Genomic DNA, 25,155 nt, shown 5'->3' on the forward strand with positions numbered 1-25,155 from the left:
AGGAAAGGTAGTATCATAACATTTGTTTATCAGCGTTAAGCACCTTATCCAGCTGATTGGATTGAGCACAGAGATAGAGAGTTAAAGAGGGCACTATGGCAAATCAGGCAAATAACCGTCCGCAGAATATCCATAACTGGGTGGCAAGCGAATTAGGTTCTCGCATTGTGGGCGGCTTTTATGCGCCAGGTGAATATATCCCTAATGAAAATGCTATCTGTGAAGAGCTGGAAGTGTCACGCACCTCGTTGAGGGAAGCCTTTAAGGTGCTCACGGCAAAAGGGCTTATCGAATCTCGTCCTAAACTTGGCACCCGTATTCGTGAGCGTCGCCACTGGAATATGTTCGATCCGGTGATCTTAAACTGGTTTTCCCAATCTAAACCTTCGCCCGAGTTTTACACTTCTCTCTATGAAATCCGTGAAGTGTTTGAACCCGCAGCGGCTGAACTGGCGGCGAAAAAACGCACCCCTGAGCAGCTTGAGGTGATTGCGGCGGCCTATGCCAAGATGGAAGCGGCCGAATTAGGTACGGATGAAGTCTATACCTCGGACATCGATTTCCACATGGCGATTTTAGATGCGACCAATAACGAGTTTATGGTGTCCCTCGGCGTGTCAATCCAATCTGCGCTGCTCGAAATCTTTAGACTCAGTAGCACAATTCAGGATGACTTTATCCAATCACTCCCAGGCCATAAGGCCATTTATACTGCGATTGCCGCAGGGGACAGTGAAGGCGCGAAAGCCGAGATGAATAAATTACTCTCGACCTCTCAAGATACAGTGCATAAAAATATTGAGCGTAAATAACGAGTTATTCATTTTTAACGCACTCTACCGATAAAAAAAGGTGAACTTAGGTTCACCTTTTTTACTTTGGCGCGAGCAAAAAATAGGATTACTGCGGCTCGCTGATGCCTTCGCTCGTCATATGAATGCGCTGTAGGGTGCCATCGGCATTGTAATGCAGCGGGTCAATTGCCACTGAACGTCTAAACTCACCGCCACCATCCTGCGATGCGCCGGTATGGTAGATAAAGTAGGATTTCCCTTTAAATTCAATAATCGCTTGATGGTTTGTCGGCGAGTTGCCCGCCACTTCATTTAAGATGCCTTGGTACTTCCACGGCCCCAGAATACTATCGCTGGTTGCATAGGCAATTTTTTCAGGGAAGCCTGAAGCGTATGAAAGATAATAAGTTTTATCTTTTTTATGAACCCAAAGCGCTTCGGTAAAGTTAGGGACATCAATGGCGTGTATTGGGCCATCGAGTTCAATCATATTGGCTTTTAACTTGGCAAATCTTGGCTTAGTGTTGCCCCAAAACAGATAGGCTTGCTTGTCATCATCGATAAAGACAGCAGGATCGATATCATCCCAATCAATCTCGGTATCAGTGGTCATGTCATTAGTGATGAGGGCGCTGCCGCGGGCATCCTTGAAGGGGCCAAGTGGACTATCTGCAACCGCGACACCAATCGCAAAACCATTGATTTTGTTGTGTCTTGCCGTTACATACCAGTAAAACTTACCTTCTTTTTCGATCACATGGCTAGCCCATGCATCTCCTTTAGCCCAGCTGAAATCTTTCACAGATAACTTGCTGCCATGGGCCGTCCAATTGTGCATATCCTTAGAGCTAAAAACGAGCCAATCATGCATTTCGAAGAAGGTGCGATTGTCCTTTGCAACGTCATGACCAGTATAAAGATAAACAGTATCTTGATGCACTATGGCGGCAGGATCGGCGGTAAATACATCCGTAAACAGAGGGTTAGCAGCAATCGCTGCAGTGCTGACACTCGTACTCAATGCCAAACACACACTCAAAAATGCCTTTTTCATACTTCCTCTATTGTTTTTTGATATTTTGGTATTATAGTAATACCAATACTTTTACGTGCTAGCAATATTAAAGTACAAATTGTTAACTCAGGGCATTAGGTTCGTCCGTTTGTTTTATGTTGAGTGTTACTCAATCGTTCGGGCAGGGCATGTGCCTTGGAAGACGAAGGTGTCATATGAATAATAAAAAACCGAAAACACTTCGTTCGGCTAGTTGGTTTGGTAGTGATGACAAAAATGGCTTTATGTATCGCAGTTGGATGAAAAACCAAGGCATACCCGAGCATCACTTTCAAAATAAGCCTGTAATTGGTATTTGCAATACCTGGTCAGAATTGACGCCCTGTAATGGTCATCTACGGGAATTGGCGCAAAGAGTAAAGAATGGCATTCGGGAAGCGGGTGGCATTCCAGTGGAGTTTCCAGTGTTTTCGAATGGCGAGTCCAACTTACGTCCAAGCGCCATGCTTACCCGTAATCTTGCTGCCATGGACACGGAAGAAGCCATTCGAGGCAACCCCATCGACGGAGTTGTGCTGTTAGTGGGCTGTGATAAAACGACTCCGGCTTTATTGATGGGCGCGGCCAGTTGTGATTTACCGACAATCGTTGTTACCGGTGGTCCCATGCTCAATGGTAAGCATAAGGGCAAGGATGTCGGTTCGGGCACTCTCGTATGGGAACTGCATCAAGAATATAAAGCGGGCAACATCAGTCTCGCCGCATTTATGAATGCCGAAGCGGATATGTCACGCTCAACGGGCACCTGCAACACTATGGGCACAGCATCGACCATGGCCTGTATGGTGGAAACCCTTGGGGTGAGTTTGCCACACAATGCAGCCATTCCTGCGGTGGATTCTCGCCGCCAAGTATTGGCGCATATGTCGGGAATGCGAATTGTGGACATGGTCAAAGAGGATTTGACCTTAAGTAAAATTTTAAGCCGTGATGCTTTTATCAATGCCATCAAAGTCAATGCTGCCATTGGTGGTTCAACCAACGCCGTTATCCATTTAAAGGCGATTGCCGGCAGGATAGGGGTTGAGCTGTCACTCGATGACTGGCGCCATGGTTACACAGTACCGACCATAGTGAATCTTAAGCCTTCGGGTCAGTACTTAATGGAAGACTTTTACTACGCAGGTGGCCTGCCAGCAGTATTAAGGCAGCTGTTTGAGCATGATTTACTGAGCAAAAACACGCTTACAGTCAATGCCGCTAGCCTCTGGGACAATGTCAAAGAGGCGCCTTGTTATAACCAAGAGGTGATCATGTCACTTGAAAATCCCTTGGTTGAAAATGGCGGCATTCGCGTACTTCGCGGCAATCTCGCGCCCCGAGGCGCAGTGATCAAAACGTCAGCCGCCAGCGCACACCTGATGCAACACCGCGGTAAAGCCGTGGTGTTTGAAAGCTTCGACGATTACAACGCCCGCATCGGCGATCCTGAATTGGATATCGATGAAAACAGCATTATGGTGCTTAAAAACTGTGGCCCGAAGGGATATCCGGGCATGGCTGAGGTCGGCAATATGGGACTGCCACCTAAGTTGTTGAAAAAAGGAATTAAGGACATGGTTAGGATTTCTGATGCACGCATGAGTGGCACCGCCTTTGGCACAGTTGTGCTGCATGTTGCCCCAGAAGCACAAGCCCTTGGGCCACTGGCCGCCGTTCAAAATGGTGACATGATAGCGCTTGATACCTATGCCGGAACGTTACAGCTGGAGATCAGTGACCAAGAGTTACAAGCCCGTCTTGCCAAACTGGCGACGGTGAAATCCATTCCCGTGAATGGTGGCTATCTCTCGCTATTTAAGGAGCATGTTCTCCAGGCGGATGAGGGATGTGATTTTGATTTTCTCGTGGGATGTCGAGGTGCAGAGATACCAGCACATTCCCATTAAATATGAACTCGTTTTCTTTTATAATAAAACCAGATAATTATTTTAATAAAAGGTTGAGTTATGAAGTTGACTAATCAATACCCGAGTTTACAAGGGAAAACCATTTTTATCAGTGGTGGCGCAACGGGTATTGGAGCTTGCTTGGTTAATGCTTTTTTAGAGCAGGGCGCTAAGGTGGCATTTGTCGATATTTTAGTTGAGGAGTCGACTCAACTCGTCGCTGACCTTAAGCAGACTCAACCAGAGGCCAGCGTACAATTTTATCACTGCGATCTTGTCGATATCGCCGCCCTCAAGCGTGTGATTGCTCAGGTCGAGGACGATTTAGGTTCAATCTCGGTATTAATTAACAATGCCGCGTGCGATCAACGCCATAGCATCGACGAAGTGACCCCAGAATATTGGGACCAATGCCTAAACACCAATTTGCGGCATTATTTTTTCGCCGTACAAGCGGTCAGGCCGCAAATGCAGCGCCTCGGTGGAGGCTCAGTGATCAACTTAGGTTCAATGAGTTGGCACAATCGGCAAGCGGGCATGGCGGGTTACACCGCATCTAAGGCCGGCGCCATGGGCTTAACCCGAGGGTTAGCTGCCGATTTAGGTAAAGATAAAATCCGGATTAATACCTTAACGCCGGGTTGGGTGATGACAAAACGTCAACTCACACACTGGGTAGATAAAGATACGGCAAAACATATCGAAAATAACCAATGTATTAAAGAATATGTAATGCCCGAAGATATTGCTGCTATGGCGTTATTTTTAGCAGCAGATGATAGCAAACTCTGCACCGCACAAAATTTTATTGTCGATGGTGGTTGGATTTAAATATCACAATAAAATTTCAGTTCATTAAATAATGAGGTGAGTGCTGAGTTTATTTTAAATAAAAGGTAAAGCACTCACCATGCAACTCTCTGTTACTAAAAAAAGCCTACAACACGCCGCATTTGCGGATGAATTACAATTAGTCACGCTCACCAATAGCCACGGGCTTGAAGTGGTTCTGTCAAATTACGGCGCCAGCATTTGGTCGGTCAAATTTTATGGTCAAGCGCAAGAACCTATTTCATTAAGTCTTGGCTATCAAGATATTAAAGATTGGGCGACTAATCCGTATTATTTTGGTATTACCGCAGGCCGTGTCGCAAATCGTATTGGTAAAGCACAATTCCCCTTAGCAGGTAAAACAATTCAATTAGTCGCCAATGAAGGCAATAATCAACTTCACGGCGGACCTAAAGGATTAAGCCATTGCACTTGGCAGGTTGAGACGCTGCAGGACAATGACAGTGTGGCGGCGGTTTTCAGCATTACCAGCCCCGATGGCGATCAAGGATTTCCGGGTAATCTTGCCATTAAGCTAGAATACCGCCTCAATGAAAACAATGAATTAACTCTGAATTATCAAGCCGTTTGCGATCAAACCACCCCCGTCTGTTTAACCAATCATGCTTACTGGAATCTTGCCTCCAACAAACAGCAGGGCATTTTAGGGCACGAACTCTCCATTCAAGCCAGCCATTTCCTGGCACTCGATAATGAACAGATCCCAACAGGCGAATTAACCTTAGTCGACGATGGCGCTTACGATTTCAAACAACCGAAGCTAATTGCCACGGATATTAAGCAATTAACTAATGGTTATGATCATTATTTTGTTATGGATAGAAATCCTGACAATAAAAACAGTTTGCAGACTATTGCGGTGTTAAAAGATCCTCTTTCTGGCCGAGAACTCGAAATTAGTACCACTGAAGTCGGCGTGCAATTTTATAGCGGTAACTTTCTCGATGGCAGCCATATTGATGATGAAGGGTATAGCATTAATCAATTCCATGGCCTGTGTTTAGAAACCCACGGTTATCCGAATGCGGTAAACATTGCCCATTTCCCGAGTGTCATGCTTGAGGCAAATACTCAATATCAACAAATTACGGTACATAAGTTTAAGAATATTTAATTCAATCAAGGCTAAATAACATTTATTTGTACGAGTTGGCCTGCTGTTAACAGCAGGCTAGGGGATCTCTGTTACCTAAAATTATAAAGGGAATAATAATGAAACATAATAAAATCATTACCGCATTGGGATTATGGGCTGTCAGTGCAACTTGTGCCTACGCCACCACGGTGGGCTTTTCACAGGTTGGCTCCGAGAGTGGTTGGCGCACCAGCTTTAGTGAAGCGGTCAAGGCCGAAGCCAAACAGCGTGGCATCGATTTAAAATTTGCCGACGCTCAGCAAAAACAAGAGAACCAAATCAAAGCCGTGCGTAGCTTTATCGCCCAAGGCGTGGATGCCATTATTATCGCTCCCGTGGTAGAAACAGGCTGGAAACCCGTACTCAAAGAAGCCAAACGTGCCCATATTCCTGTGGTGATTGTCGACCGTAATATTAAGGTCGATGATGACTCCTTATTCCTTACCCGTATCGCCTCCGACTTTACCGAAGAAGGCCGCAAGATTGGCCAATGGCTAATGGATAAAACCCAAGGCAACTGCGATATCGCCGAGTTGCAGGGCACAGTAGGTGCAACCGCAGCGATTGATCGCGCCGCCGGTTTTAACCAAGTGATTGCCAATTATCCCAATGCCAAGATCGTTCGCAGCCAAACCGGCGAATTTACCCGCGCTAAGGGTAAAGAAGTGATGGAAGGTTTCCTCAAGGCGCAAAACGGTCAACCACTGTGCGCCGTGTGGTCGCATAACGATGAAATGGCCCTTGGCGCCGTGCAAGCCATTAAAGAAGCGGGTTTAAAACCGGGCAAAGATATTCTGATTGTCTCCGTGGACGGTGTTCCCGATTACTTTAAGGCGATGGCCGATGGCGATGTTAATGCCACGGTTGAGCTTAGCCCATACTTAGGCGGCCCAGCGTTCGATGCTATCGATGCGTACCTGAAGGGCAATAAGGATCAAGCCAAGCTTATTAGCACCACGGGTGATGTATTTACCCAAGAAACCGCTGCCGCAGAGTACGAAAAGCGCCGCCAGCAATAATCCCATTGACGCTTTCTTGGGGAATAGCGCTATGAGCCTTATTTTAGAACTCAAGCAGATCAGTAAGCATTATCCGGGCGTTAAAGCCCTTGAGGATGTGAGCTTACGGTTATTTGCAGGGGAAGTTCACGCCCTATTGGGCGAAAACGGTGCGGGTAAATCAACCCTGGTGAAAGTGATGACAGGCGCCCAGTCGAAAGACATGGGCGACATCCTTTTCCTCGGTGAGCCGCAACACTTCAACACACCAATGGACGCGCAAAAGGCGGGGATCAGCACGGTTTATCAAGAGGTGAACTTAGTGCCTAACCTGACCGTGGCACAAAACCTGTTCCTCGGTTACGAACCGCGCCGCCTTGGGCTGATCCATTTTAAAAAAATGTATGCCGACGCGCGGGCCGTGTTAACCCAGTTCAAACTGGATATCGATGTTAGCGCGCCGCTGTCAGATTATTCCATCGCGGTGCAGCAACTGATCGCCATCGCCCGCGGCGTAGCCATGTCGGCCAAGGTATTAGTGCTCGATGAGCCTACCGCGAGCTTAGATGCCAAAGAAGTGCAAGTGCTGTTTGGGATCTTAAACCAGCTCAAAGCCAAGGGCGTGGCTATTGTCTTTATCACTCACTTCCTCGATCAGGTTTATCAGATAAGCGATCGCATTACCGTGTTACGTAACGGGCAGTTTATCGGCGAATATCTGACGGCAGAACTGCCACAACCTAAGTTGATTGAAGCCATGCTCGGGCGTTCTCTGCAGGAGCAATTGGTTGATAAACAGGAAAAGGAGCGCACAGTCACCCGCGCTGAGGCTGTGCTCTTGTCCCTCAAAGATGTGTCGGTAAAAGGTTCAATCCAATCGATGAATCTCACCGTGCCAAAGGGGCAGGCAGTTGGACTTGCGGGGCTGCTAGGCTCTGGGCGCAGCGAAGTCTGCAACGCCGTATTTGGGCTGGACTTGGTCGATAGCGGCAGTATCCATTTAGCTGGGCAGAAATTGAATCTGTCACAACCCGTGGATGCGATCAGCGCCGGGATCGCCCTGTGCCCGGAAGATCGCAAGATTGACGGCATCATCGGCCCTTTATCGATTCGTGAAAATATTATCCTCGCGCTGCAGGCACGTATCGGTTGGTGGCGGTATTTATCTAAAGCTCGGCAACAGGAAATTGCCCAGTTCTTTATCGATAAATTACAGATTGCAACCCCAGATGCGGATAAACCCATAGAGCAATTGAGTGGCGGTAATCAGCAGAAGGTGATCCTCGCGCGTTGGTTAGCCATCGAGCCGATTTTATTGGTACTGGATGAGCCTACCCGCGGCATCGATATTGGCGCCCACGCAGAAATCGTCAAGCTTATCAGAACCTTGTGTGATGAAGGCATGTCACTGCTGGTTGCATCGTCTGAGCTCGATGAGCTCGTGGCCTTTTCGAATAAAGTCGTGGTATTACGCGACAGATATGCAGTACGTGAACTTTCAGGAGCGGAATTAACCTCGCAACACGTAATGCAAGCGATTGCGGAGGGAAAATGAAAAGCTCAGCCGAAACCCTATCATCCACACGCATGTCCGCCGATTTGATCTCACCCCAGATGAACGCATCTGAGGCGCATTCATCTGAGCGGCAACCGCGGATGCAGGAAAGCGACAAGACCATGGTTCAAGAAAAAAACGCTCGTTACCAAGCGGGCAAGTCGACCTCCATTGGTCGATACCTGTGGCCACTATTGGCCTTAACTATTCTGTTACTGGCCAATCTGTTCATTGACAGCAGTTTCTTCAATATCAGCTATCAAGACGACCGACTCTATGGCTCTTTGATTGATATTTTAAATCGCAGTGCACCCGTGGCGCTGCTCTCCATTGGCATGAGTCTCGTGATTGCCACTGGCGGTATTGACCTGTCGGTTGGTGCCGTGATGGCGATTGCGGGCGCGGTTTGCGCGAATCTACTGTTAGTGCCGGATATCAGCTTAGTCACCGTTATTGCAGCAGGCCTGATCGTTGGGCTCTTAGCTGGCTGTATTAATGGCGGTCTGGTGAGTTTCTTAGGCATTCAACCAATTGTTGCGACCTTGCTGCTCATGGTGGCGGGGCGCGGTGTCGCTCAGCTTATCAACCAAGGACAAATTATCACCTTCCAGCACCCTGGCTTTGCCGCCATTGGCGTGGGCCAGTTTTTAGGCCTGCCGATGCCAGTGTGGATTGTGATTGGGATGCTAACCTTCAGCCAATTACTGCTGCGTAAAACCGCTTTAGGGCTTTTTATCGAAGCGGTTGGCTGTAATGCCAAGGCGAGTCGTTACCTTGGGATCAACGATAAATCCATCAAACTGTTTGCCTATGGCATTGCGGGTCTGTGTGCGGCCTTAGCCGGCATGATCAGCACCGCCGATATCCAAGGGTCAGATGCGAATAACGCAGGGCTTTGGCTTGAGCTCGATGCGGTGCTGGCCGTCGTAATTGGCGGCGCAGCGCTCACAGGCGGGCGTTTCTCGTTAATTTTGTCGGTCGTCGGCGCGCTGATCATTCAAACCTTAGCGACCACCATTATCGTCAGTGGTTTACCCGCTAAGTTTAACCTGCTGATCAAAGCCATCGTTATCCTGACCGTACTGCTGTTGCAATCGGCTAAATTTAGGCGCCAATTGTCGGCGCTGTTCACATCCAAGCGTCAAGCGAATGCTAAACCAGCAGAAAAGGGCACAAGTGCAAAAGCCAGTACCGCAACAGGAGAAAAACTATGATAGCAAGACGTTTTATTCCGCTGTGGATCACCGCCTCATTGCTGCTGACCATGTTTTTGGTCGGCACCTTTCAGTTTGACGGTTTTGCCAGTGGCCGAGTGGTCACCAACCTGTTGCGTGACAATGCATTCCTATTGATCACCGCATTAGGTATGACCTTAGTGATTATCTCTGGGGGGATCGATCTCTCGGTTGGCGCCGTCATCGCCTTAAGTGGAGTCGTCACCAGTTTATTGATCACCGAGTACCAGTGGCATCCATTGTTGGCCTTTGCGGTTATTCTGCCCCTGGGCACTCTGTTTGGCGCGCTCATGGGCACTATTATCCATGTGTATAAGTTGCAGCCATTTATTGTGACGCTTGCGGGGATGTTTCTGGCGCGGGGCTTAGCGACGACGCTCAGCGAAGAGTCGATTGCCATTGACCATCCATTTTACGATGCGGTGGCCGAGATGAGCATTGCACTACCAGGCAATGGTGCGCTCGATTTAAGCTCGCTGATCTTTATCCTGTTCTTTGTGATTATCGCCGTGGTTATGCATTACACCCGTTTTGGTACGAATGTGTATGCCATTGGTGGCAATCAACATTCCGCCGAGCTAATGGGGATTTCCATCGCTAAAACCACCATCAGTATTTACGCCATCAGTAGCTTCCTGGCGACGCTGGCGGGCATTGTCTTTACCTTTTACACCTTCTCTGGCTATGCGCTTGGCGCCATTGGCGTCGAACTGGATGCCATTGCGGCCGTAGTCATTGGTGGCACCCTGTTAACTGGCGGCAGTGGCTTTGTGCTCGGCACTGTGCTTGGGGTGATTTTGATGGGGGTGATTCAAACCTATATTACCTTCGATGGCAGCTTAAGCAGTTGGTGGACCAAGATTGTCATTGGCCTGTTACTGTTCTTCTTCATCCTGTTACAGAAACTCTTGAATGGACGCAAAACACAACATGGATAATCGTCAACCTAACCTGTCGGTCTTTCGACGCTTGCCTTTGACCTGCGGCTTACTCGCCGCATTGGCGGTGCCATTAGCACAAGCCGTGCCTGTGCTTGAGATTAGCCGCGCACAATCCCACAGCGCCACGGTGCAAACCCTCGATGCGAATGCGCCCTTTATCGAGAGAAGGGCGGATCCTTGGGTCATCCGCGATGATGACGGCAGTTACTACTTTATTGCCTCGGTGCCTGAGTTTGACCGCATCGAACTTCGCCACGCCAAAACCATCGACGGTTTACGCCAAGCAACACCTAAAACCCTGTGGCACAAGCATGAAAATGGCCCCATGAGTATCGATATTTGGGCACCTGAGCTGCACAAAATCGATGGTCGCTGGTATATCTATTTTGCGGCCAGCAATAAGGATGTGCGTTTTCATAACCGCATGTTTGTCTTAGGACTTGAAGGCGACTCACCGATGACAGGCCAATGGCAAGAACTTGGTAAGTTACAATCGGCGCAGGATGCTTTCTCCCTCGATGCGACCAGCTTTAGCCTCAAGGGCGAGCGATATTTTATTTGGGCGCAGCAGGACAAAGCCAAGCGTTACAACACCGGCTTAGTGATTGCCAAAATGCTATCGCCAACTCAACTCTCTGATAACGAAACCATTATCAGCGAGCCCTTATTGGATTGGGAACGTTTGGGCTTTAAAGTCAACGAGGGCGCCGCTGTGTTGGTTAAAAACGGTAAAGTCTTCGTGACCTATTCCGCCAGTGCCACGGATGACCGTTATGCCATGGGGCTGTTATGGGCCGATGAAAATGCCGATTTACTCGATCCCAAGAGTTGGCATAAATCGCCAAGCCCAGTCTTTACCACTGAGCCTAGCTTGAATCGTTTTGGTCCTGGCCATAATAGTTTTGTGCTGGCAGAGGATGGTAAAACCGAGCTGATGTTTTACCATGCACGTAATTACCTTGAGCTGCAGGGGACGCCATTGACCGACGGTAATAGACACACTTACTACCGCGCCATTCGCTGGTCGGCGGACGGTTTCCCAGTATTTGATAATCCGCAGAGCGATAGCCAAACCTTGAATCAGCAAGACACGCAATCCCGCGAATAAGCGAAATGCGTTTAACAGACACGAATAGCACACTTAAGTAATCGAAATAGACAGGTTTTCCATGATAAGAGCAACAAACAGCCCCCTAGTCGAGCAGCGCGCCGATCCCTTTGTGTACCTACATAGCGACGGTTATTACTACTTTACGGGCTCTGTTCCGACCTACGATCGGATTGAACTGCGTAAATCCAAGACCTTAGACGGCTTAAAAGACGCACAAACCTTCGATATCTGGTTTAAACACCAAAGCGGCCCAATGAGCCGCCACGTATGGGCGCCCGAGATCCATTATCTCGACGGCAAATGGTATATCTACTTTGCGGCAAGTGAAGAGGAAAATATTTGGGCCTTACGCCCCTATGTGCTTGAGTGTCTAGGACAAGATCCATTAAATGATGAATGGATTGAACTTGGCATGATGCAGGCGGCTGAGGGTGATAATAAGTCCTTTATCGACTTTTCCTTAGATGCGACCATTTTCGAAAACAACGGTAAGCGTTACTTCTGCTGGGCGGAGAAAACCGGTGGACAATTTGCGGCATCCAACCTGTATCTTGCGGAAATGGCATCGCCCATCAAGTTAAAGACGGCGCAATTTATGCTCACCACCCCAGATTATGATTGGGAGCGCGTCGATTTTTGGGTTAACGAAGGGCCTGCAGTACTTAAACACCAAGGTAAAATCTTCATTACTTTCTCAGCCAGCGCCACAGGTGCTTGTTATTGCATGGGTTATATGGAGGCCGATGAGCATGCTGATCTGCTCGATCGTAACTCATGGAAGAAAACCCGCCAGCCAGTGCTGTGCACAGATGTCGACAAGCAAATATTCGGCCCTGGTCATAACAGTTTCACCGTGGCAGAAGATGGCGTGACGCCCATCTGTGTTTACCATGCCCGTGATTATGAACATGCGGTGGGCGATCCTAGCGTGGTGCCAAAGACAGATACCCGTCCATTAGCGCAAATCATTAAAGATCCACTCTATGATCCCAATCGCCATGCGCGGACGTTAGCGGTGTCATTTGATGAGAGCGGGCGCCCCTTGTTCAACCTCTACTAATTGATTTGCCGCCATAAATGATGTGATAACCGCGGGGCATGCTTCAGCAGCCCCGCTTTTTTATGCCTGACTTAAGCGCTATTGCTTAGGTAAAACGCGATTTTTAGGCTCGCACGCACAACAAGCTATTCCGCTCGCTATTTCAATCACTTAACCGATTCAACCTTTGAACCTATTGATGTTATATTGCCGCCCGAACATTCACTTGGTGGGCAGAAGTACTGCCTGCGTGTGGAAGTGAATATCAGTGATGATGATTTTGCCAAGTTCGAGGAGTAGGGAAATGGCGATAAACAAGGACAAACTTAGTGCAGATATTGAAGCAAGAATGGATGAGTTTGCTCAAGAACTCACTCAGGCACTTGCGAAATATTTCGATTGGTGGCTGTCAGAATATCCGGCGCAGACCCTCTACGGTTTTTGCCTATACAGCACGCCCTTAGTGGAATATTTAGGCGCCACCCTTTTCACCGAGGAAGGCCTGACGGCCGTCGCAGAGCAATATCAAAACGATCATCGTTTTCGGCATAAATCCCTCACACAGCTTAAGCAAACGCTGCGCTGGTCGGCCTGCGACTCTCCACATCACAATGAAAATGAAGATATTTTTGAGGCGATTAACGACAAACTGCAATTGCTGCAAGAGGACGCTGAGGCGCTCGAGTCCGAAAAGACATACGATGCTTACCTTAAAGCCTTGTACGCCATATTAGTCAGGGCGCTCAATGAGGTTAAAGCCATGCGCCCGCTAAACCCACAGGCAATATTGTTCTCCGTCTGGTTTGGCGATCAAAGCGATACTGATATCAATTATTTTGTTCAAAATTGCAATAACAAAGAGATGGTTGCTCTTTTTTATCAGCAATGGCGATAGATTTTGCCTACAAATATTTTCAACTAAACAGGCTTATTTCGTCTATTACCGAAGAGGTCCCACTCAATATTGACTGAAATGGTGACTGAAATATTGACGGCTAGTGGTTGATATTTACGGCGAGTCGCATAGGGCCACCAGCAAACATTAGGTAGTGCCAAGCGCAGAAACTCTGGGTTAGGGGATAAAAACAAGGGAAAGCGTTTCACTTTCCCTTATCTGAATCAGTGTGTTAAGCCCGAGGCCTACATGCGCGAGGGATGCTCGCTTACTGAGTCGAGCTTGGCTCACTTTTTAGTAGGCGCACCTCATATAAACCGCCGACAATCGAGCCCGGTTTTGCCACAAATTTCACCCTGAAGGGCACTGTGCTATCCGAAAGCATGTCGGCGGGAATAGGGTAGTCGACGTTGTAAAATATCGGCCCCTTATCGGCAGGCAGAGTGACTTCGGCAAGGCGTTTATCGTTGATCCAAATGTCGAAACGTCGCCCAGCATCCAAGCCAAAGTAAGTTAAGCGCAATATGGGTTGCGGCTCACCTTTAGCATCGAGTTGATAGCTAAACCAATCCTCGGCATGGCGCCAATGGCGATTACCATTAAGGCCCGCTTCACTCTTTGATGCCTTAAAGAAATGATCCGACTCAGGTTGCTGCTCACCGGGCTGCACACTATCTAAGGTTTGCGCCATCAGCTTGGCTTCCATTTGGGCTTTTTGAGCTAACTCTTGCTGTTTCTGTTGCCATTCATCAGGAGCACTCTGGCCAAAATACAAGGTATAGCGGCTGTCATGCAGGCGAAAGAAGGGGATCAGCGTGATGGGGCTCGCTTGATTTGTACGGGCTTTGCCCGTGGTAAATTGCAGCTGACTCATGGGCTCACGGCGGATATCGGTTAAAAAGCGGGTACCATCACTGATAAAAATTGGCGCCTGACTGGGTTCGCACATAGGGCCACTGGCAATATGCCCCATGCGACTGGCATCGCCGATAAAGTTTAAGGCTTCATTGGCGATAGGCGCCGTTTTTGCCGCTAGCACAATTGGCCCATAAAGCACTGAGTAATAGGCGGTTTTATCGGGTAGCTGCTCAAGACTAATGTCCATGGGTAAGGTGATGGTCACGCTATCGCCCTTGCGCCAGTGCCGTGTTAAAGGAATATATTGCCCTTGAGTCGGTGTAAACCTTTGCGGCTCGCCATTAATGCTCACGGTCACGTCACCCTTAGCCCATGTGGGATAGCGCAGATTGAGGGTAAAGTCCGCTTCCTGATGGATAATCATCTGCGAAGTATTGTCATCGGGAAACTGAGTTTTTTGGCTAAGGCTGATGCCCTTGGCTTTCCAGTTGACCTCGGAGTCGACAAACAGGTTCACAAACAGATTGTTGTCCTCCTCGGCATAGATGAGCTCGCCGTATTTAGCATGGTTTTCGATGCCAGAGCCGACACAACACCACATACTTTCCTGCGCCGAGGAATAGACGCGGTAATGGTCTGGGCGCATTGGCGTAAAATACACTAGGCCGCCAGTTTGCGGATGCTGGGACGAGAGAATATGGTTGTAGAGTGCGCGCTCGTAGTAATCGATATAACGCAAATCACGTTTGTTTTCATAGAGTAATTTAGACAGCTTCAGCATGTTGTAGGTATTGCAGGTCTCAGGGCCTTCTACCGAATCGAGCATACTGCTGAAGTCTTCGCTGGGATGAAAATGCTCGCGCACACTGTTGCCACCGATGGAAACGGTGCGCTGGTGAACCACTTGCTGCCAAAAGTAATCGGCGCTCTCTAACCACGCCTTGTTATGACTGAGCTCGGCAATACGTGCCACTCCCACAATTTTAGGAATTTGTGTATTGGCATGTAGGCCCGTCAGTTTCTCTTGATGCTGCAACAGGGGTTGTAACAGGCTTTGATCCGTATAACGATTCGCAAGATTTAAGTATTTGTTTTGACCTGTAATGCTGTACACATCCGCTAAGGTTTCATTTAAGCCACCGTATTCGGTGCGCAGCATAAGCTGCAGCTGCTCATCAGTTAGATTGCGACTTAAATCCAGCATCCAATCGGCAAAACCGACGAGCATTTTCTTCGCCGTAGGATTTTGAGTATAAAGATAGGCATCCCGCAGGCCTGCAAATACCTTATGCAGGTTATACCAAGGCACCCATGATTGGTTGAGCGTAAACAGATCCGCTTCAATATGGCCAGCGGCGACCTGCTGCCATAATTTGTCTCCATGAGGGACACCGCCCACGTAACCATTGCCATGGGCCTGTTGGCACTTTTCCAACTCAGCCACCATGTAGTTGAGTCGCTCAAGCACCGCCTGATCGCCCGTGGCGGCATACATAAGGGCCAATGCCGATAGATAATGCCCACCGATATGGCCATCGAGGCCCGTATTTTCCCAATTGGGGTAGTTGTCGGCCGTAGTCGCAATTCCCGCTTCCTTACGGTAAGGGGCCAGTAGTCGCTCGGGATCCATCGACATGATGTAAGCCAAATCGGTCTGCTGGGCATGCAGAAACGGCCCGGCTGTGAGGCGCACATCGTTTAGTGGAATGGGGGTAAGGCTAGCAAAACTTGGCTGGGATACGAATGGGCAAGTTAATGGCAATAACAGGCAAAGGCCAAACAATCGGGCAGTGTTCATCTTGGCTCCCTTTATTATACGGATTGGAGTTTTACGTTTGGATTAACTCAGTTTTTGCGTGATAAAAAAGCCCCTGGGTAGGGGCTTAGGGTGTTATCGCAGATAGATTACGCCGATACTTGGGGCGCAGCAGTCTTAGGCGTTACGGCCTCAGAGGATTCAGTGCTAGAGGCTAGAGCCTTAGACGTCAGGTTGGCGTCCGTTTGGCTTGAATGGGCCTGCTCGGGTAAAGCCTGTTTGATTTCTTCATAAACGCGGTCAGAAATCTTGTATTTGAACATCAGTAAGCCCATCAGCGCGTGGAATGCGCCAGGGATCACCGTCAGCATTAACGAAATACCGGTCAACGCAAACTCGCTTTGGGTTTCACCGGGTTGATAGTTGAAGTAGGTCAGCAGCATACCCACCACAAATCCCGCCGCGCCCATACCCGCTTTTTGGGCGAATGAAATCCCGCCAAAGGCAAGGCCAGAGACCCTGTGGCCCGTTTTGACTGTGCCATAATCCACCGACTCGGAAATCACCGACCAGAAGACAGGCGCATGTAAATCCACCACGAATGAAATCGAAAAATAGAGTACAAAGGCCAGCACTATGTCGCCCGGCTGCACGGCAAAGAACATGATGACGCTTAAGATCCCAACCACGATTTGGCTGTAGCGGAAGAGTTTTAGTTTGCAGTAACGCTTAGTGATCCAAGTAGAAGCGACCATGGCCAGAATCGCGGCACCCACACCGGTCGACAGGAATGCCGAGAGCATTTTGGCATCGCCGCCCAAGTAATAGGTGGCGTAGTAGGCTGCTACCGAGCCGCGGATCACATAGCCAATGGTGCCAATCACACAAATCGCGACTAATACTAACCATTGATCGTTTTTGAACAATAATCGCAGTTGCATGCCAACAGGCTTAGTTTCCACCTTGTAGGCCACGCGCTCTGTGGTAGTGAAAAAGCAGAATAAAAACAGTAGTGTTGCCATCAATGCCATCACGCCCATGGCTTTTTGATAGCCCGCGGCAATGTTCTCTCCGCCCCAGGCAGACGCTAGCATAGGCACGATAATGGTCACTAAAAAGGCGGCAATCTTTGCGAAGAACAAACGATAACCGTTGGCGGATAACCGCTCTTTAGGATCGTCGGTGATCACGCTGATAATCGAAATATACGGAATAGTCACAGTGGTGAAGATGATAGTGACCAGAATATAGGTCGAGTAAGCCCAGATAAGTTTGGCATTGTAATCCCAATCTGGGGTTGAGAAGGTTAAGAAAACCGAAATACCAAAGGGAATCGCCATAAACAGGAAGTAGGGGCGATATCTTCCCCAGCGGGTCGTCACTTTATCGTTAATAATGCCCATTAAAGGATCGGTAATGGCATCGATAAGGCGAACCAACAGGAACAATATCCCGACATCGGCGGGTTTTAACCCAAAAATATCGGTATAAAAGAAGGTAATAATTAACATCATTGACGAAATCACCACGTTAACGGCCATGTCCCCGGAGCCGTAACCGATCTTTTCAATGACTGACAATTTATGAGAACTCATCAGAAATCCTTATTATATTTATTATAAACAGTGAGTTATTGTGTTATTTTGCAATTTACCGCATCCGCAATGTTAACACATTTTTCTCCTGTTAATTTTTTTGCATTTGATTGTTACTTCCTTGTCCTGATAGTATGATAACTTAATTCATCATACAATAGCATAATAACTATTTTGTTATATGGGATGGGGTTCATAAGGAGAATTGATGCCAGCTATGAGAGTCACACCGAAAACAGCCCTAAAACGTCACCTTAAGATGCTCAATTGTGCGCTGCTAGGCGTATTGGGAACCCTAGGCCAAGCGAGTGCCAAACAGGTGAGTATTCACGATCCTGTGATGGCAAAAGAGGCCGGACAGTATTATCTCTTCAGCACTGGCCCCGGCATTACCTATTATTCCTCAAAGGATAAAATCCATTGGGAATTAGCTGGGCGGGTATTCGAAACCGAGCCTAGCTGGGCAAAGGACGTTGCGCCAGAGTTTAACGGCCATTTATGGGCGCCGGATATCATTGAGCATAACGGCTTGTTTTATCTGTATTACTCAGTATCAGCCTTTGGTAAAAACACCTCGGCCATTGGCGTGACAGTCAATAAAACCCTCGACAAAAACTCAAAGGAATATCAGTGGACAGATAAGGGGATCGTTATTCAATCTGTGCCAAATCGCGATGCATGGAACGCGATTGATCCCAATATTATTGTCGATGAGCAGGGTACACCTTGGATGAGTTTTGGCTCCTTTTGGCAAGGGTTAAAACTGGTCAAACTCAATCCAGACTTTATCTCCATCTCCAAACCAGAGGAGTGGCATACGCTAGCCAAGTTAGAACGCCCCGCACTGCTTGGTGAAACCGAGCCAGGCCCTGCTGAAATCGAAGCGCCGTTTATCTATAAAAAAGATGACTATTACTATCTTTTTGTCTCCTATGGCCTTTGCTGTCGTGGGGACGACAGCACTTACCACTTAGCCGTGGGCCGCACCAAAACGGTGACTGGGCCTTACCTCGATAAAGAGGGCAAAGACATGGCGCAAGGCGGCGGTTCGGTTTTACTGCATGGCACTAAGGCTTGGCCGGGATTGGGCCATAACAGTGTTTATGCCTTCGATGGCAAAGATTACTTAGTCTTTCATGCCTACGAATCGGCTGATAATGGCTTACAAAAACTCAAGATGGCGGAACTGAGCTGGCGCCAAGGTTGGCCAGAGGTCGATCCTAAGGCGCTCAATCAATACCAGAGCGTATTAGTTGCACCCGAAGGAACAAAATAATAATGACTCACACAATCAACAAACGAATGGCTACGCTTGCGCTGGCCATGGGACTTAGTGCGACCTGCTTGGGGGCAGGTAACCTACATGCTGCAGAGAGTGCGAAGGGCGTGGATGGAAACCGCATTACCGCTGCGACCTTTGCGAATCCGTTATTTCGAAATGGAGCCGATCCTTGGCTCGAATACCACAATGGTAACTATTACCTCACCACCACCACGTGGACCTCTGAGCTGGTGATGCGTAAATCGCCCACCATTGCAGGGCTTGCCGATGCGCCGGCCCACAATATTTGGAGCGGCACCGATAAGTCCAACTGCTGTAATTTTTGGGCATTCGAATTCCACCCTCTGCAAACTGCGCAGGGATTACGTTGGTATGTAATTTACACCTCGGGCGTGGCAGAAAACTTCGATGGCCAGCGTAACCATATCCTCGAGAGTGAAGGCAGTGACCCTATGGGGCCATACAAGTTTAAGGGCACGCCAATGCCCGACCACTGGAATATCGACGGCAGCTATTTGGAGTATAAAGGCCAGCTATATTTCCTCTGGTCCGAATGGCACGGCCAAGATCAAGTCAACTTGATTGCCAAGATGAGTAACCCTTGGACCGTCGAGGGCGAACATAAGGTGATCACAGCGCCCATTCACGACTGGGAAAAATCAGGCTTAAACGTCAACGAAGGCCCTGAAATCATCCAGCATGAGGGCAGAACCTTTTTAGTTCACTCGGCAAGCTTTTGTAATACTGAGGATTATTCCTTAGCCGTGGTTGAACTCACAGGTGACGATCCTATGGATCCCGCCGCATGGACTAAGTACGACAAGCCTTTCTTTAGCAAAGCCAATGGCGTCTATGGCCCTGGCCACCATGGTTTCTTCAAGTCTCCCGATGGAAAAGAAGATTGGCTCATTTACCATGGCAACTCCTCGGCCTCAGACGGCTGTAGTGGTACCCGAGCGGCACGTGCTCAACCCTTTACTTGGGATAACAAAGGCTTGCCTAAATTTGGCGAACCATTGGCGGATAAAAAGCAATTGCCAGTCCCAAGTGGCGAGTTTGGCCCGATAACCACTCAAGTGGAAGGCGTGAAATACCGCATCGTGAGCCGTGAAGTCGGTCAATGCCTAGTGACCAATGCCAAGGGCCAGGTCAGTGTCGGTAAGTGCGAGGATGACAACAGCCAATGGGTAATTGATCCGAGTAACGATGGCCTGTATCGCTTTGCTAATGTGGGTCAGGGAACCTTTTTAACTCAGGCTCTGTGCCAAGATGAGTCTTCAACGGCACTGAATTCGGCGCCTTGGGTCGCCTCCCGTTGTCAGCGTTGGTCGGTGGATTCGACCCGTGAAGGCTGGTTCCGTTTCGCAAACGATCGCTCCATTGGCAATCTGCAGGTGAAAAACTGCAGTAAAAAGGCCGGCGCAGAGGTGATTGCGGGGGAAAACCGTGTCAGTGAATGCACCGATTGGCGGATTGAGCCAGTCTCCACATTTGCCATAGTCAACGCCCATAGCGGCCGAGTGGTTAGCGCCGAACAATGTCAGCTTAAACCTAATGCCAATGTGGCTCAGTTTGAATACACCGGCGATGCCTGTCAGCAGTGGCAAGCAATGCCGACAACCGATGGATTTTACCGTCTGCAATCCATCCAACTTTCAAACAACAAGGCGCAACAATGCCTTGTGACCAACGAAGGTAATCTGGAGCTAGGGGCGTGTAATGCAATCGACAGCGAGTTCCGTAGCGAGTTGATGCCAAATGGATCATTAAGGCTAGTGTCTCGCAAGGGTGGTTCGTCCATGAAAGTGGCCAATGGCTCCTATGCCAATGGCGATAACATAGTGGAAGACGTGTGGAAAAACACCATTTCACAACAGTTCTATTTTAGAGAGGTGAAATAATTCATCCTTCTAAATAACTGAGCATCACCACGGCGGTGGTAATACCCAAACAACCTGAAGATGTAGGATTTAGCGGGAGTTTAACGCACTTTAGGCAAGGCGGTTATTTGAGAATCTATGAGCTAAGTTAAAAATAACCAACACAGCATAAAGTACGTTAAAACCCGCCGGGACGGAGCGCCCTAGGCGCACTGAAACTCGTATCGTCAGGTAGCTTGGGTATATACGCGTGCTTGTAATGTCGTTTAAGTTGAGGTCGCTTAACGGCATCTTGGTTGAGCCTTGTTTGCTCGGCACCAGAGCAGTAGTTGTGTATGCAGCTGCTGCTCTTTTTTACTCAGGCTCTCTTATTCCAAGTTTTATCCCACTAAGGCCTGCCACAATAAACGTATCGCCAGCAGTGTCAGCACCCAATTAAAGGCGACGCTGAAATGTTTATCCGTCACCCGCGCTAACATCTTAAAGCCAAGCCAGGTTCCCAAGGCGCCGCTTAAAATCATGCAGAGTAGCAGCGGCCACCACGGCAGGATAGGAATATCCAGCCCCTCAAAAACGAGAATTTTGACGCCATGTTGCAGTGACATCGCCATCGCAAAGGTCGCGACAGTGCGAAAACGGTCAACGTCTAATTGTTTGATAAAGGCAGCTACTAAGGGACCTGTCGCGCCGACAAATAACGAGATAAAGGTTGTTAACGCACCAGCGATTATCGTCCCGGCTGTTCCCAGCACCACGCGAGGGATTTTCGGTCCCCAGCAGGAATACAAAATAAACAGGGCGATGGTGAGGTACATGACCTTTGGCGGCAATGCGACTAACACTAAGCTCCCCAAGGCGGCGCCAACGAGCGCGCCAGGTAAGAAACGACTGATAAGCCACCACTGCACATGCTGCCAACCTAATAGGGCGCGGCCCAGATTCGAGCCTAATTGCACCACGCCATGGAGGGGAATAATTACTTGAGGCGGAAGGACTTGCGCCATCACGCCTAATAACATTACGCCACCACCAATCCCGAAGCAGGCGGTAAAAAATGCAGTAAAGGCCGAGGCTAAGGTTAACAGCGTGAATATATCGATAGGGATCAGCGTAAAGTCGAACCAGGCGGTATGCATAGTCAATATTCAAGGAAGAAAAGAAATATAAACTAGCAAAGCATGGGCTCAGACAAAAGCAATTTGATAAATAAGCATTAGAAATATCGAGTAAAGATCTTGTTATTTGCCTGATATAAAAAGAAAAAGCTAATCCATAGGATTAGCTTTTTCGGTTTACACAACAGTGGTCAATTAGAAGGAGTAACGAACGCCCAGAGCAAAGGTACGAGTGAAGATATTGTTCGTACGGTTGAATAGGGTCGAATCCTCATAGTATTCCTGATATACATCGTCCAGCAGGTTAGTCGCATCGAAGCTCACGACTAAGTCATCGCTGATGTTGTAGCTTAATTGGAAGTCCAATGACTGCTCCGGCTTACGATAGATACCGCGAGGCATGGCAAAGTTAGGCGCATCATAGGCGTTTAAGAACTCACTACGCCAGGTATAAGACATACGCGCGCTGAAGAAATCTTTGTCGTAAATCAACACGGCACTATAAGACTCATCGGATACCCCAAACATATCACGGGTCGTAACACCAATTCGCTCACCCGTCCCTGTGTTATATTCAGGAATATCCTGTGAAGAATCCAGCAGTGTCCCACTAAGCTGAGCGCCTAAACCGTCTAACAGACTAGGTAATCCTTCGGGGAAGTACACTGCACCTAACTCGAATCCGGTTAACTTACCGTTAGAAGTGTTACCAGGACGACTTAGGATATAGGTTTCATCTACTCCATCGCCATCATAGTCGTAGAGCGTGGTCGATAGAGAGTTATATACTAAACCTTCAATATCGCGGCGGAAATAAGTACCGTAAATCGAATTACCATTCCCAAAATAGTACTCGAGGGTGAAGTCATAGTTTTTAGAGGTCACAGGCTCTAAATCAGGATTACCACCACTGGCAGAACCATAATTCGTCTTAGATAAGTCAGGTACGTAATAGGTGAAAGAGTTCAGATCCGCAAAGGCGGGTTGACGAATGGTTTCGGTATAGGCGAAACGCGCAACAAAATCATCCGTTAACCAGTAACGCATCACTAAACTAGGTAACAATTTTGAGGTATCCGTAGTATCGCTGCTCACGGCGGTATAGACATTGCCATTAGCGTCTTTGGCATCATTGTCAAAGAAGTCCATATCCGCTTTCGTGCCTTCGTAGCGAACACCCATTTGACCATCTAAACGCTTACCAAAGACTTCAGTATCAAAGTCGGCCATCAGGTAGCCTGCCCAAGCTTGTTCAGAGATATCAAAGGTTTTCATGAGTTGTAACTTTCTGGCTTCGAAGCCCCAAAGCTTTTCAAACTCACTGCGGTTTTTGTATAGGTTATAACCATTGATTACTGCCCATGAATCAGGCACATTCGCGCGGCCTTCAAAGAAGCCCGATGTCACCATATACATGGAAGGATCTAAATCAGTATAGGCAATTTTCTTAGCGCTACTGACAGTGCGGCTGAAGTTAGTAGCGCCACGTTTTTCATAACGAGCGCCAAATTGCACTTTAGTGAAAATGGCATAATCCACATACACGCTGCCATCCATTGTCCAAGACAAGGAATCACCCTCGTCTTTGCTGCCATTATCAAAGAAATCAGCTGTTTGCCATAGATCTGGATTTGTCATGTCTGACTCATCGAGTACGGTATCGGGATTATCTAAATAACTCCAGCTTGGGATACCATCGTCAGCATTAGCATCAATCTCGACACCATAAACCGTGGCATCACCGCGCATTGCTGTAAATTCATTCTCATAGGTACTCTGTTGATAAACCACTTCCGACTTTAATTGGAACTCGTCGGAAATGTCCCATTTACCCCCTAAGGCAAAGACATAGCTATCTGTGCTGGCTTTAGAGTGATCGCCACTGGTGAAGTTGTAGGCATTGTATGCGGTGCGCGATTTCACCACATTGGTGCCATCGTACACTTCAATCCCATCCTGGATCACTTGCTGCCAGTTCGCAGGAGAATCAACAAAACTAAACAACATTGAGTTAAAACTTTCATTGCGATAGCCATTGTAGAAGGCTTCGAAGGTGTATTCAGAGCTATCATTTGGCGCCCATTGCAATGAGATATTAAACGCAGGACGTTCACGCTCGCCCTCGAGAATGTTGCCAAACATGGCATCGCGAGCCAGTAAATATTCTTTGCCATCGATGGTGGCGCCAGCGCTGGTATCGATACCATGGGCAGAACCCACGTTCCAACCACTGGTAATGCGAGTACCATCTTCAACAAAATAGGGGAAGGATGCACCAGGTGAGACACTTTCATCTTTATAGTTAGTGCGGATATAAGACACGTTAACTAAAGCGCCCACTTCACCAATACTGGTATCCCAACGATTACTTGCTAATGCACTGAAATTAGGGTCGATAGTATCGGGTTGGTCTGAATAGATGCCTTTCGCAGCAACAGAGACTTTACTGTCTTCAAAATCGAAAGGCTTATGGGTGCGGATATCAATTTGACCTGCGATACCGCTGGCCACTTGAGAAGAAGAACGGGTTTTAAAGACTTCAACACTGCCAAGCAGTGCGGCGGGAATATCGGCGATAGCAACTGAGCGGCCCGTTGCGGTGAAGATTTGGCGGCCGTTCACTGTGGTCGTCACATCCGTTAAACCACGAATACTGACAACATTCGCTTCACCAGACGCGCGGTCAGTCACTTGAACACCGGTTACCCGTTGTAAGGCTTCAACCACGTTATTATCTGGGAATTTGCCAATATCTTCGGCAACGATGGCATCGACAACTTGAATGTTTTGACGTTTAAGTTCTACCGCTTTATTTAAACTACCGCGGATCCCCTGAACCTGTATGATCTCCATCTCTTCATTATTATTTTGCGCTTTGCCGCCAGAAGAGGGCTGAGCCGTTTCTTCTGCCTGAGGCGATTGTGTCGCTTCAGCTTCCGCCGCATAAGTCGCTTGACTAGCAAGAGCAAGCAGAATAGCACTTGCCAAATAAGTCTGTTTAAACATCTAGTTAATCTCCGGTAGTTTTATTATTTGACCCGGTAGCCTAAGACACCATCTGACGTCCCGGTCTTTTTTATTCCACTTCAGAGTCACGGACATCCCCACAGTGTCCCTGAAAATTTAGAATTTTGTAGCCTATTTTGTAGC

At 48.2% G+C, this 25,155-nt stretch carries 18 protein-coding genes; 13 read left to right on the forward strand and 5 right to left on the reverse strand.

Annotated features, from left to right (window positions below):
* Positions 1-95 precede the first annotated feature (95 nt).
* On the forward strand, positions 96-812 hold the full coding sequence (locus SHEWMR4_RS10415) for a FadR/GntR family transcriptional regulator (protein ID WP_011622747.1): 717 nt from the start codon (positions 96-98) through the stop codon (positions 810-812).
* A gap of 88 nt (positions 813-900) precedes the next feature.
* Here SHEWMR4_RS10415 and SHEWMR4_RS10420 read toward each other — a convergent pair whose 3' ends face one another.
* Entirely contained in the window at positions 901-1,848 is a 948-nt protein-coding gene (locus SHEWMR4_RS10420; protein WP_011622748.1) for a glycoside hydrolase family 43 protein, read from the reverse strand.
* A 176-nt stretch (positions 1,849-2,024) separates the two neighbouring features.
* On the opposite strand from SHEWMR4_RS10420, the gene SHEWMR4_RS10425 reads away from it, so the two are divergent.
* The 10 genes from SHEWMR4_RS10425 to SHEWMR4_RS10470 all read left to right on the forward strand — a co-directional run bounded on the left by SHEWMR4_RS10425 (position 2,025) and on the right by SHEWMR4_RS10470 (position 13,519).
* A complete protein-coding gene (locus tag SHEWMR4_RS10425; protein WP_011622749.1) occupies positions 2,025-3,758 on the forward strand; it encodes an IlvD/Edd family dehydratase in 1,734 nt (577 codons plus the stop codon).
* A gap of 60 nt (positions 3,759-3,818) precedes the next feature.
* On the forward strand, positions 3,819-4,589 hold the full coding sequence (locus SHEWMR4_RS10430) for an SDR family NAD(P)-dependent oxidoreductase (RefSeq protein WP_011622750.1): 771 nt from the start codon (positions 3,819-3,821) through the stop codon (positions 4,587-4,589).
* Between the two features lie 79 nt (positions 4,590-4,668).
* The gene (locus SHEWMR4_RS10435; RefSeq protein WP_011622751.1) at positions 4,669-5,724 is read left to right on the forward strand and encodes an aldose epimerase family protein; all 1,056 of its coding nucleotides are present in this window, start codon (positions 4,669-4,671) and stop codon (positions 5,722-5,724) included.
* A gap of 98 nt (positions 5,725-5,822) precedes the next feature.
* On the forward strand, positions 5,823-6,764 hold the full coding sequence (locus SHEWMR4_RS10440; RefSeq protein ID WP_011622752.1) for an ABC transporter substrate-binding protein: 942 nt from the start codon (positions 5,823-5,825) through the stop codon (positions 6,762-6,764).
* A 31-nt stretch (positions 6,765-6,795) separates the two neighbouring features.
* Positions 6,796-8,298, forward strand: coding sequence for a sugar ABC transporter ATP-binding protein (locus tag SHEWMR4_RS10445; RefSeq protein WP_011622753.1), 1,503 nt, complete (start codon positions 6,796-6,798; stop codon positions 8,296-8,298).
* Entirely contained in the window at positions 8,295-9,512 is a 1,218-nt protein-coding gene (locus tag SHEWMR4_RS10450) for an ABC transporter permease (protein ID WP_011622754.1), read from the forward strand. Before SHEWMR4_RS10445 ends, SHEWMR4_RS10450 begins: the two co-directional genes overlap by 4 nt.
* On the forward strand, positions 9,509-10,471 hold the full coding sequence (gene yjfF, locus SHEWMR4_RS10455; protein ID WP_011622755.1) for a galactofuranose ABC transporter, permease protein YjfF: 963 nt from the start codon (positions 9,509-9,511) through the stop codon (positions 10,469-10,471). Before SHEWMR4_RS10450 ends, yjfF begins: the two co-directional genes overlap by 4 nt.
* On the forward strand, positions 10,446-11,582 hold the full coding sequence (locus tag SHEWMR4_RS10460) for a family 43 glycosylhydrolase (protein WP_011622756.1): 1,137 nt from the start codon (positions 10,446-10,448) through the stop codon (positions 11,580-11,582). Before yjfF ends, SHEWMR4_RS10460 begins: the two co-directional genes overlap by 26 nt.
* Before the next feature lie 61 nt (positions 11,583-11,643).
* Positions 11,644-12,645, forward strand: a complete 1,002-nt coding sequence (locus SHEWMR4_RS10465) for a family 43 glycosylhydrolase (RefSeq protein ID WP_011622757.1) — start codon at positions 11,644-11,646, stop codon at positions 12,643-12,645.
* Positions 12,646-12,928: 283 nt separating this feature from the next.
* Positions 12,929-13,519 (forward strand): DUF4303 domain-containing protein, encoded by a 591-nt coding sequence (locus SHEWMR4_RS10470; RefSeq protein ID WP_011622758.1) that lies wholly within the window; start codon positions 12,929-12,931, stop codon positions 13,517-13,519.
* 268 nt (positions 13,520-13,787) lie between these two features.
* On the opposite strand, the gene SHEWMR4_RS10475 is transcribed toward SHEWMR4_RS10470, so the two are convergent.
* Together SHEWMR4_RS10475 and SHEWMR4_RS10480 are read right to left on the reverse strand one after the other, a co-directional pair.
* Positions 13,788-16,175, reverse strand: a complete 2,388-nt coding sequence (locus SHEWMR4_RS10475; protein WP_011622759.1) for a glycoside hydrolase family 127 protein — start codon at positions 16,173-16,175, stop codon at positions 13,788-13,790.
* A 107-nt stretch (positions 16,176-16,282) separates the two neighbouring features.
* Complete coding sequence (locus tag SHEWMR4_RS10480) at positions 16,283-17,728, reverse strand: MFS transporter (protein WP_011622760.1); 1,446 nt, start codon at positions 17,726-17,728, stop codon at positions 16,283-16,285.
* Between the two features lie 208 nt (positions 17,729-17,936).
* Between SHEWMR4_RS10480 and SHEWMR4_RS10485 the strand changes: the two genes are divergently transcribed.
* Positions 17,937-19,004 (forward strand): arabinan endo-1,5-alpha-L-arabinosidase, encoded by a 1,068-nt coding sequence (locus tag SHEWMR4_RS10485; protein ID WP_011622761.1) that lies wholly within the window; start codon positions 17,937-17,939, stop codon positions 19,002-19,004.
* A 2-nt stretch (positions 19,005-19,006) separates the two neighbouring features.
* Complete coding sequence (locus SHEWMR4_RS10490) at positions 19,007-20,911, forward strand: family 43 glycosylhydrolase (RefSeq protein WP_011622762.1); 1,905 nt, start codon at positions 19,007-19,009, stop codon at positions 20,909-20,911.
* A gap of 359 nt (positions 20,912-21,270) precedes the next feature.
* Here the strand turns inward: SHEWMR4_RS10490 and SHEWMR4_RS10495 are convergent, their stop codons facing one another.
* Positions 21,271-22,026 (reverse strand): sulfite exporter TauE/SafE family protein, encoded by a 756-nt coding sequence (locus tag SHEWMR4_RS10495; RefSeq protein WP_011622763.1) that lies wholly within the window; start codon positions 22,024-22,026, stop codon positions 21,271-21,273.
* Between the two features lie 174 nt (positions 22,027-22,200).
* Positions 22,201-25,011, reverse strand: coding sequence for a TonB-dependent receptor (locus SHEWMR4_RS10500; RefSeq protein ID WP_011622764.1), 2,811 nt, complete (start codon positions 25,009-25,011; stop codon positions 22,201-22,203).
* Between the last annotated feature and the right edge of the window lie 144 nt (positions 25,012-25,155).

The sequence above is a fragment of the Shewanella sp. MR-4 genome, from assembly GCF_000014685.1.
Taxonomy (GTDB): domain Bacteria; phylum Pseudomonadota; class Gammaproteobacteria; order Enterobacterales; family Shewanellaceae; genus Shewanella.

Bases quoted from the DNA above. Each gene is read 5' to 3' on its own strand.
- SHEWMR4_RS10415 (WP_011622747.1), top strand. From the start codon at position 96: ATGGCAAATCAGGCAAATAACCGTCCGCAGAATATCCATAACTGGGTG.
- SHEWMR4_RS10420 (WP_011622748.1), bottom strand. From the start codon at position 1,848: ATGAAAAAGGCATTTTTGAGTGTGTGTTTGGCATTGAGTACGAGTGTC.
- SHEWMR4_RS10425 (WP_011622749.1), top strand. From the start codon at position 2,025: ATGAATAATAAAAAACCGAAAACACTTCGTTCGGCTAGTTGGTTTGGT.
- SHEWMR4_RS10430 (WP_011622750.1), top strand. From the start codon at position 3,819: ATGAAGTTGACTAATCAATACCCGAGTTTACAAGGGAAAACCATTTTT.
- SHEWMR4_RS10435 (WP_011622751.1), top strand. From the start codon at position 4,669: ATGCAACTCTCTGTTACTAAAAAAAGCCTACAACACGCCGCATTTGCG.
- SHEWMR4_RS10440 (WP_011622752.1), top strand. From the start codon at position 5,823: ATGAAACATAATAAAATCATTACCGCATTGGGATTATGGGCTGTCAGT.
- SHEWMR4_RS10445 (WP_011622753.1), top strand. From the start codon at position 6,796: ATGAGCCTTATTTTAGAACTCAAGCAGATCAGTAAGCATTATCCGGGC.
- SHEWMR4_RS10450 (WP_011622754.1), top strand. From the start codon at position 8,295: ATGAAAAGCTCAGCCGAAACCCTATCATCCACACGCATGTCCGCCGAT.
- yjfF (WP_011622755.1), top strand. From the start codon at position 9,509: ATGATAGCAAGACGTTTTATTCCGCTGTGGATCACCGCCTCATTGCTG.
- SHEWMR4_RS10460 (WP_011622756.1), top strand. From the start codon at position 10,446: ATGGACGCAAAACACAACATGGATAATCGTCAACCTAACCTGTCGGTC.
- SHEWMR4_RS10465 (WP_011622757.1), top strand. From the start codon at position 11,644: ATGATAAGAGCAACAAACAGCCCCCTAGTCGAGCAGCGCGCCGATCCC.
- SHEWMR4_RS10470 (WP_011622758.1), top strand. From the start codon at position 12,929: ATGGCGATAAACAAGGACAAACTTAGTGCAGATATTGAAGCAAGAATG.
- SHEWMR4_RS10475 (WP_011622759.1), bottom strand. From the start codon at position 16,175: ATGAACACTGCCCGATTGTTTGGCCTTTGCCTGTTATTGCCATTAACT.
- SHEWMR4_RS10480 (WP_011622760.1), bottom strand. From the start codon at position 17,728: ATGAGTTCTCATAAATTGTCAGTCATTGAAAAGATCGGTTACGGCTCC.
- SHEWMR4_RS10485 (WP_011622761.1), top strand. From the start codon at position 17,937: ATGCCAGCTATGAGAGTCACACCGAAAACAGCCCTAAAACGTCACCTT.
- SHEWMR4_RS10490 (WP_011622762.1), top strand. From the start codon at position 19,007: ATGACTCACACAATCAACAAACGAATGGCTACGCTTGCGCTGGCCATG.
- SHEWMR4_RS10495 (WP_011622763.1), bottom strand. From the start codon at position 22,026: ATGCATACCGCCTGGTTCGACTTTACGCTGATCCCTATCGATATATTC.
- SHEWMR4_RS10500 (WP_011622764.1), bottom strand. From the start codon at position 25,011: ATGTTTAAACAGACTTATTTGGCAAGTGCTATTCTGCTTGCTCTTGCT.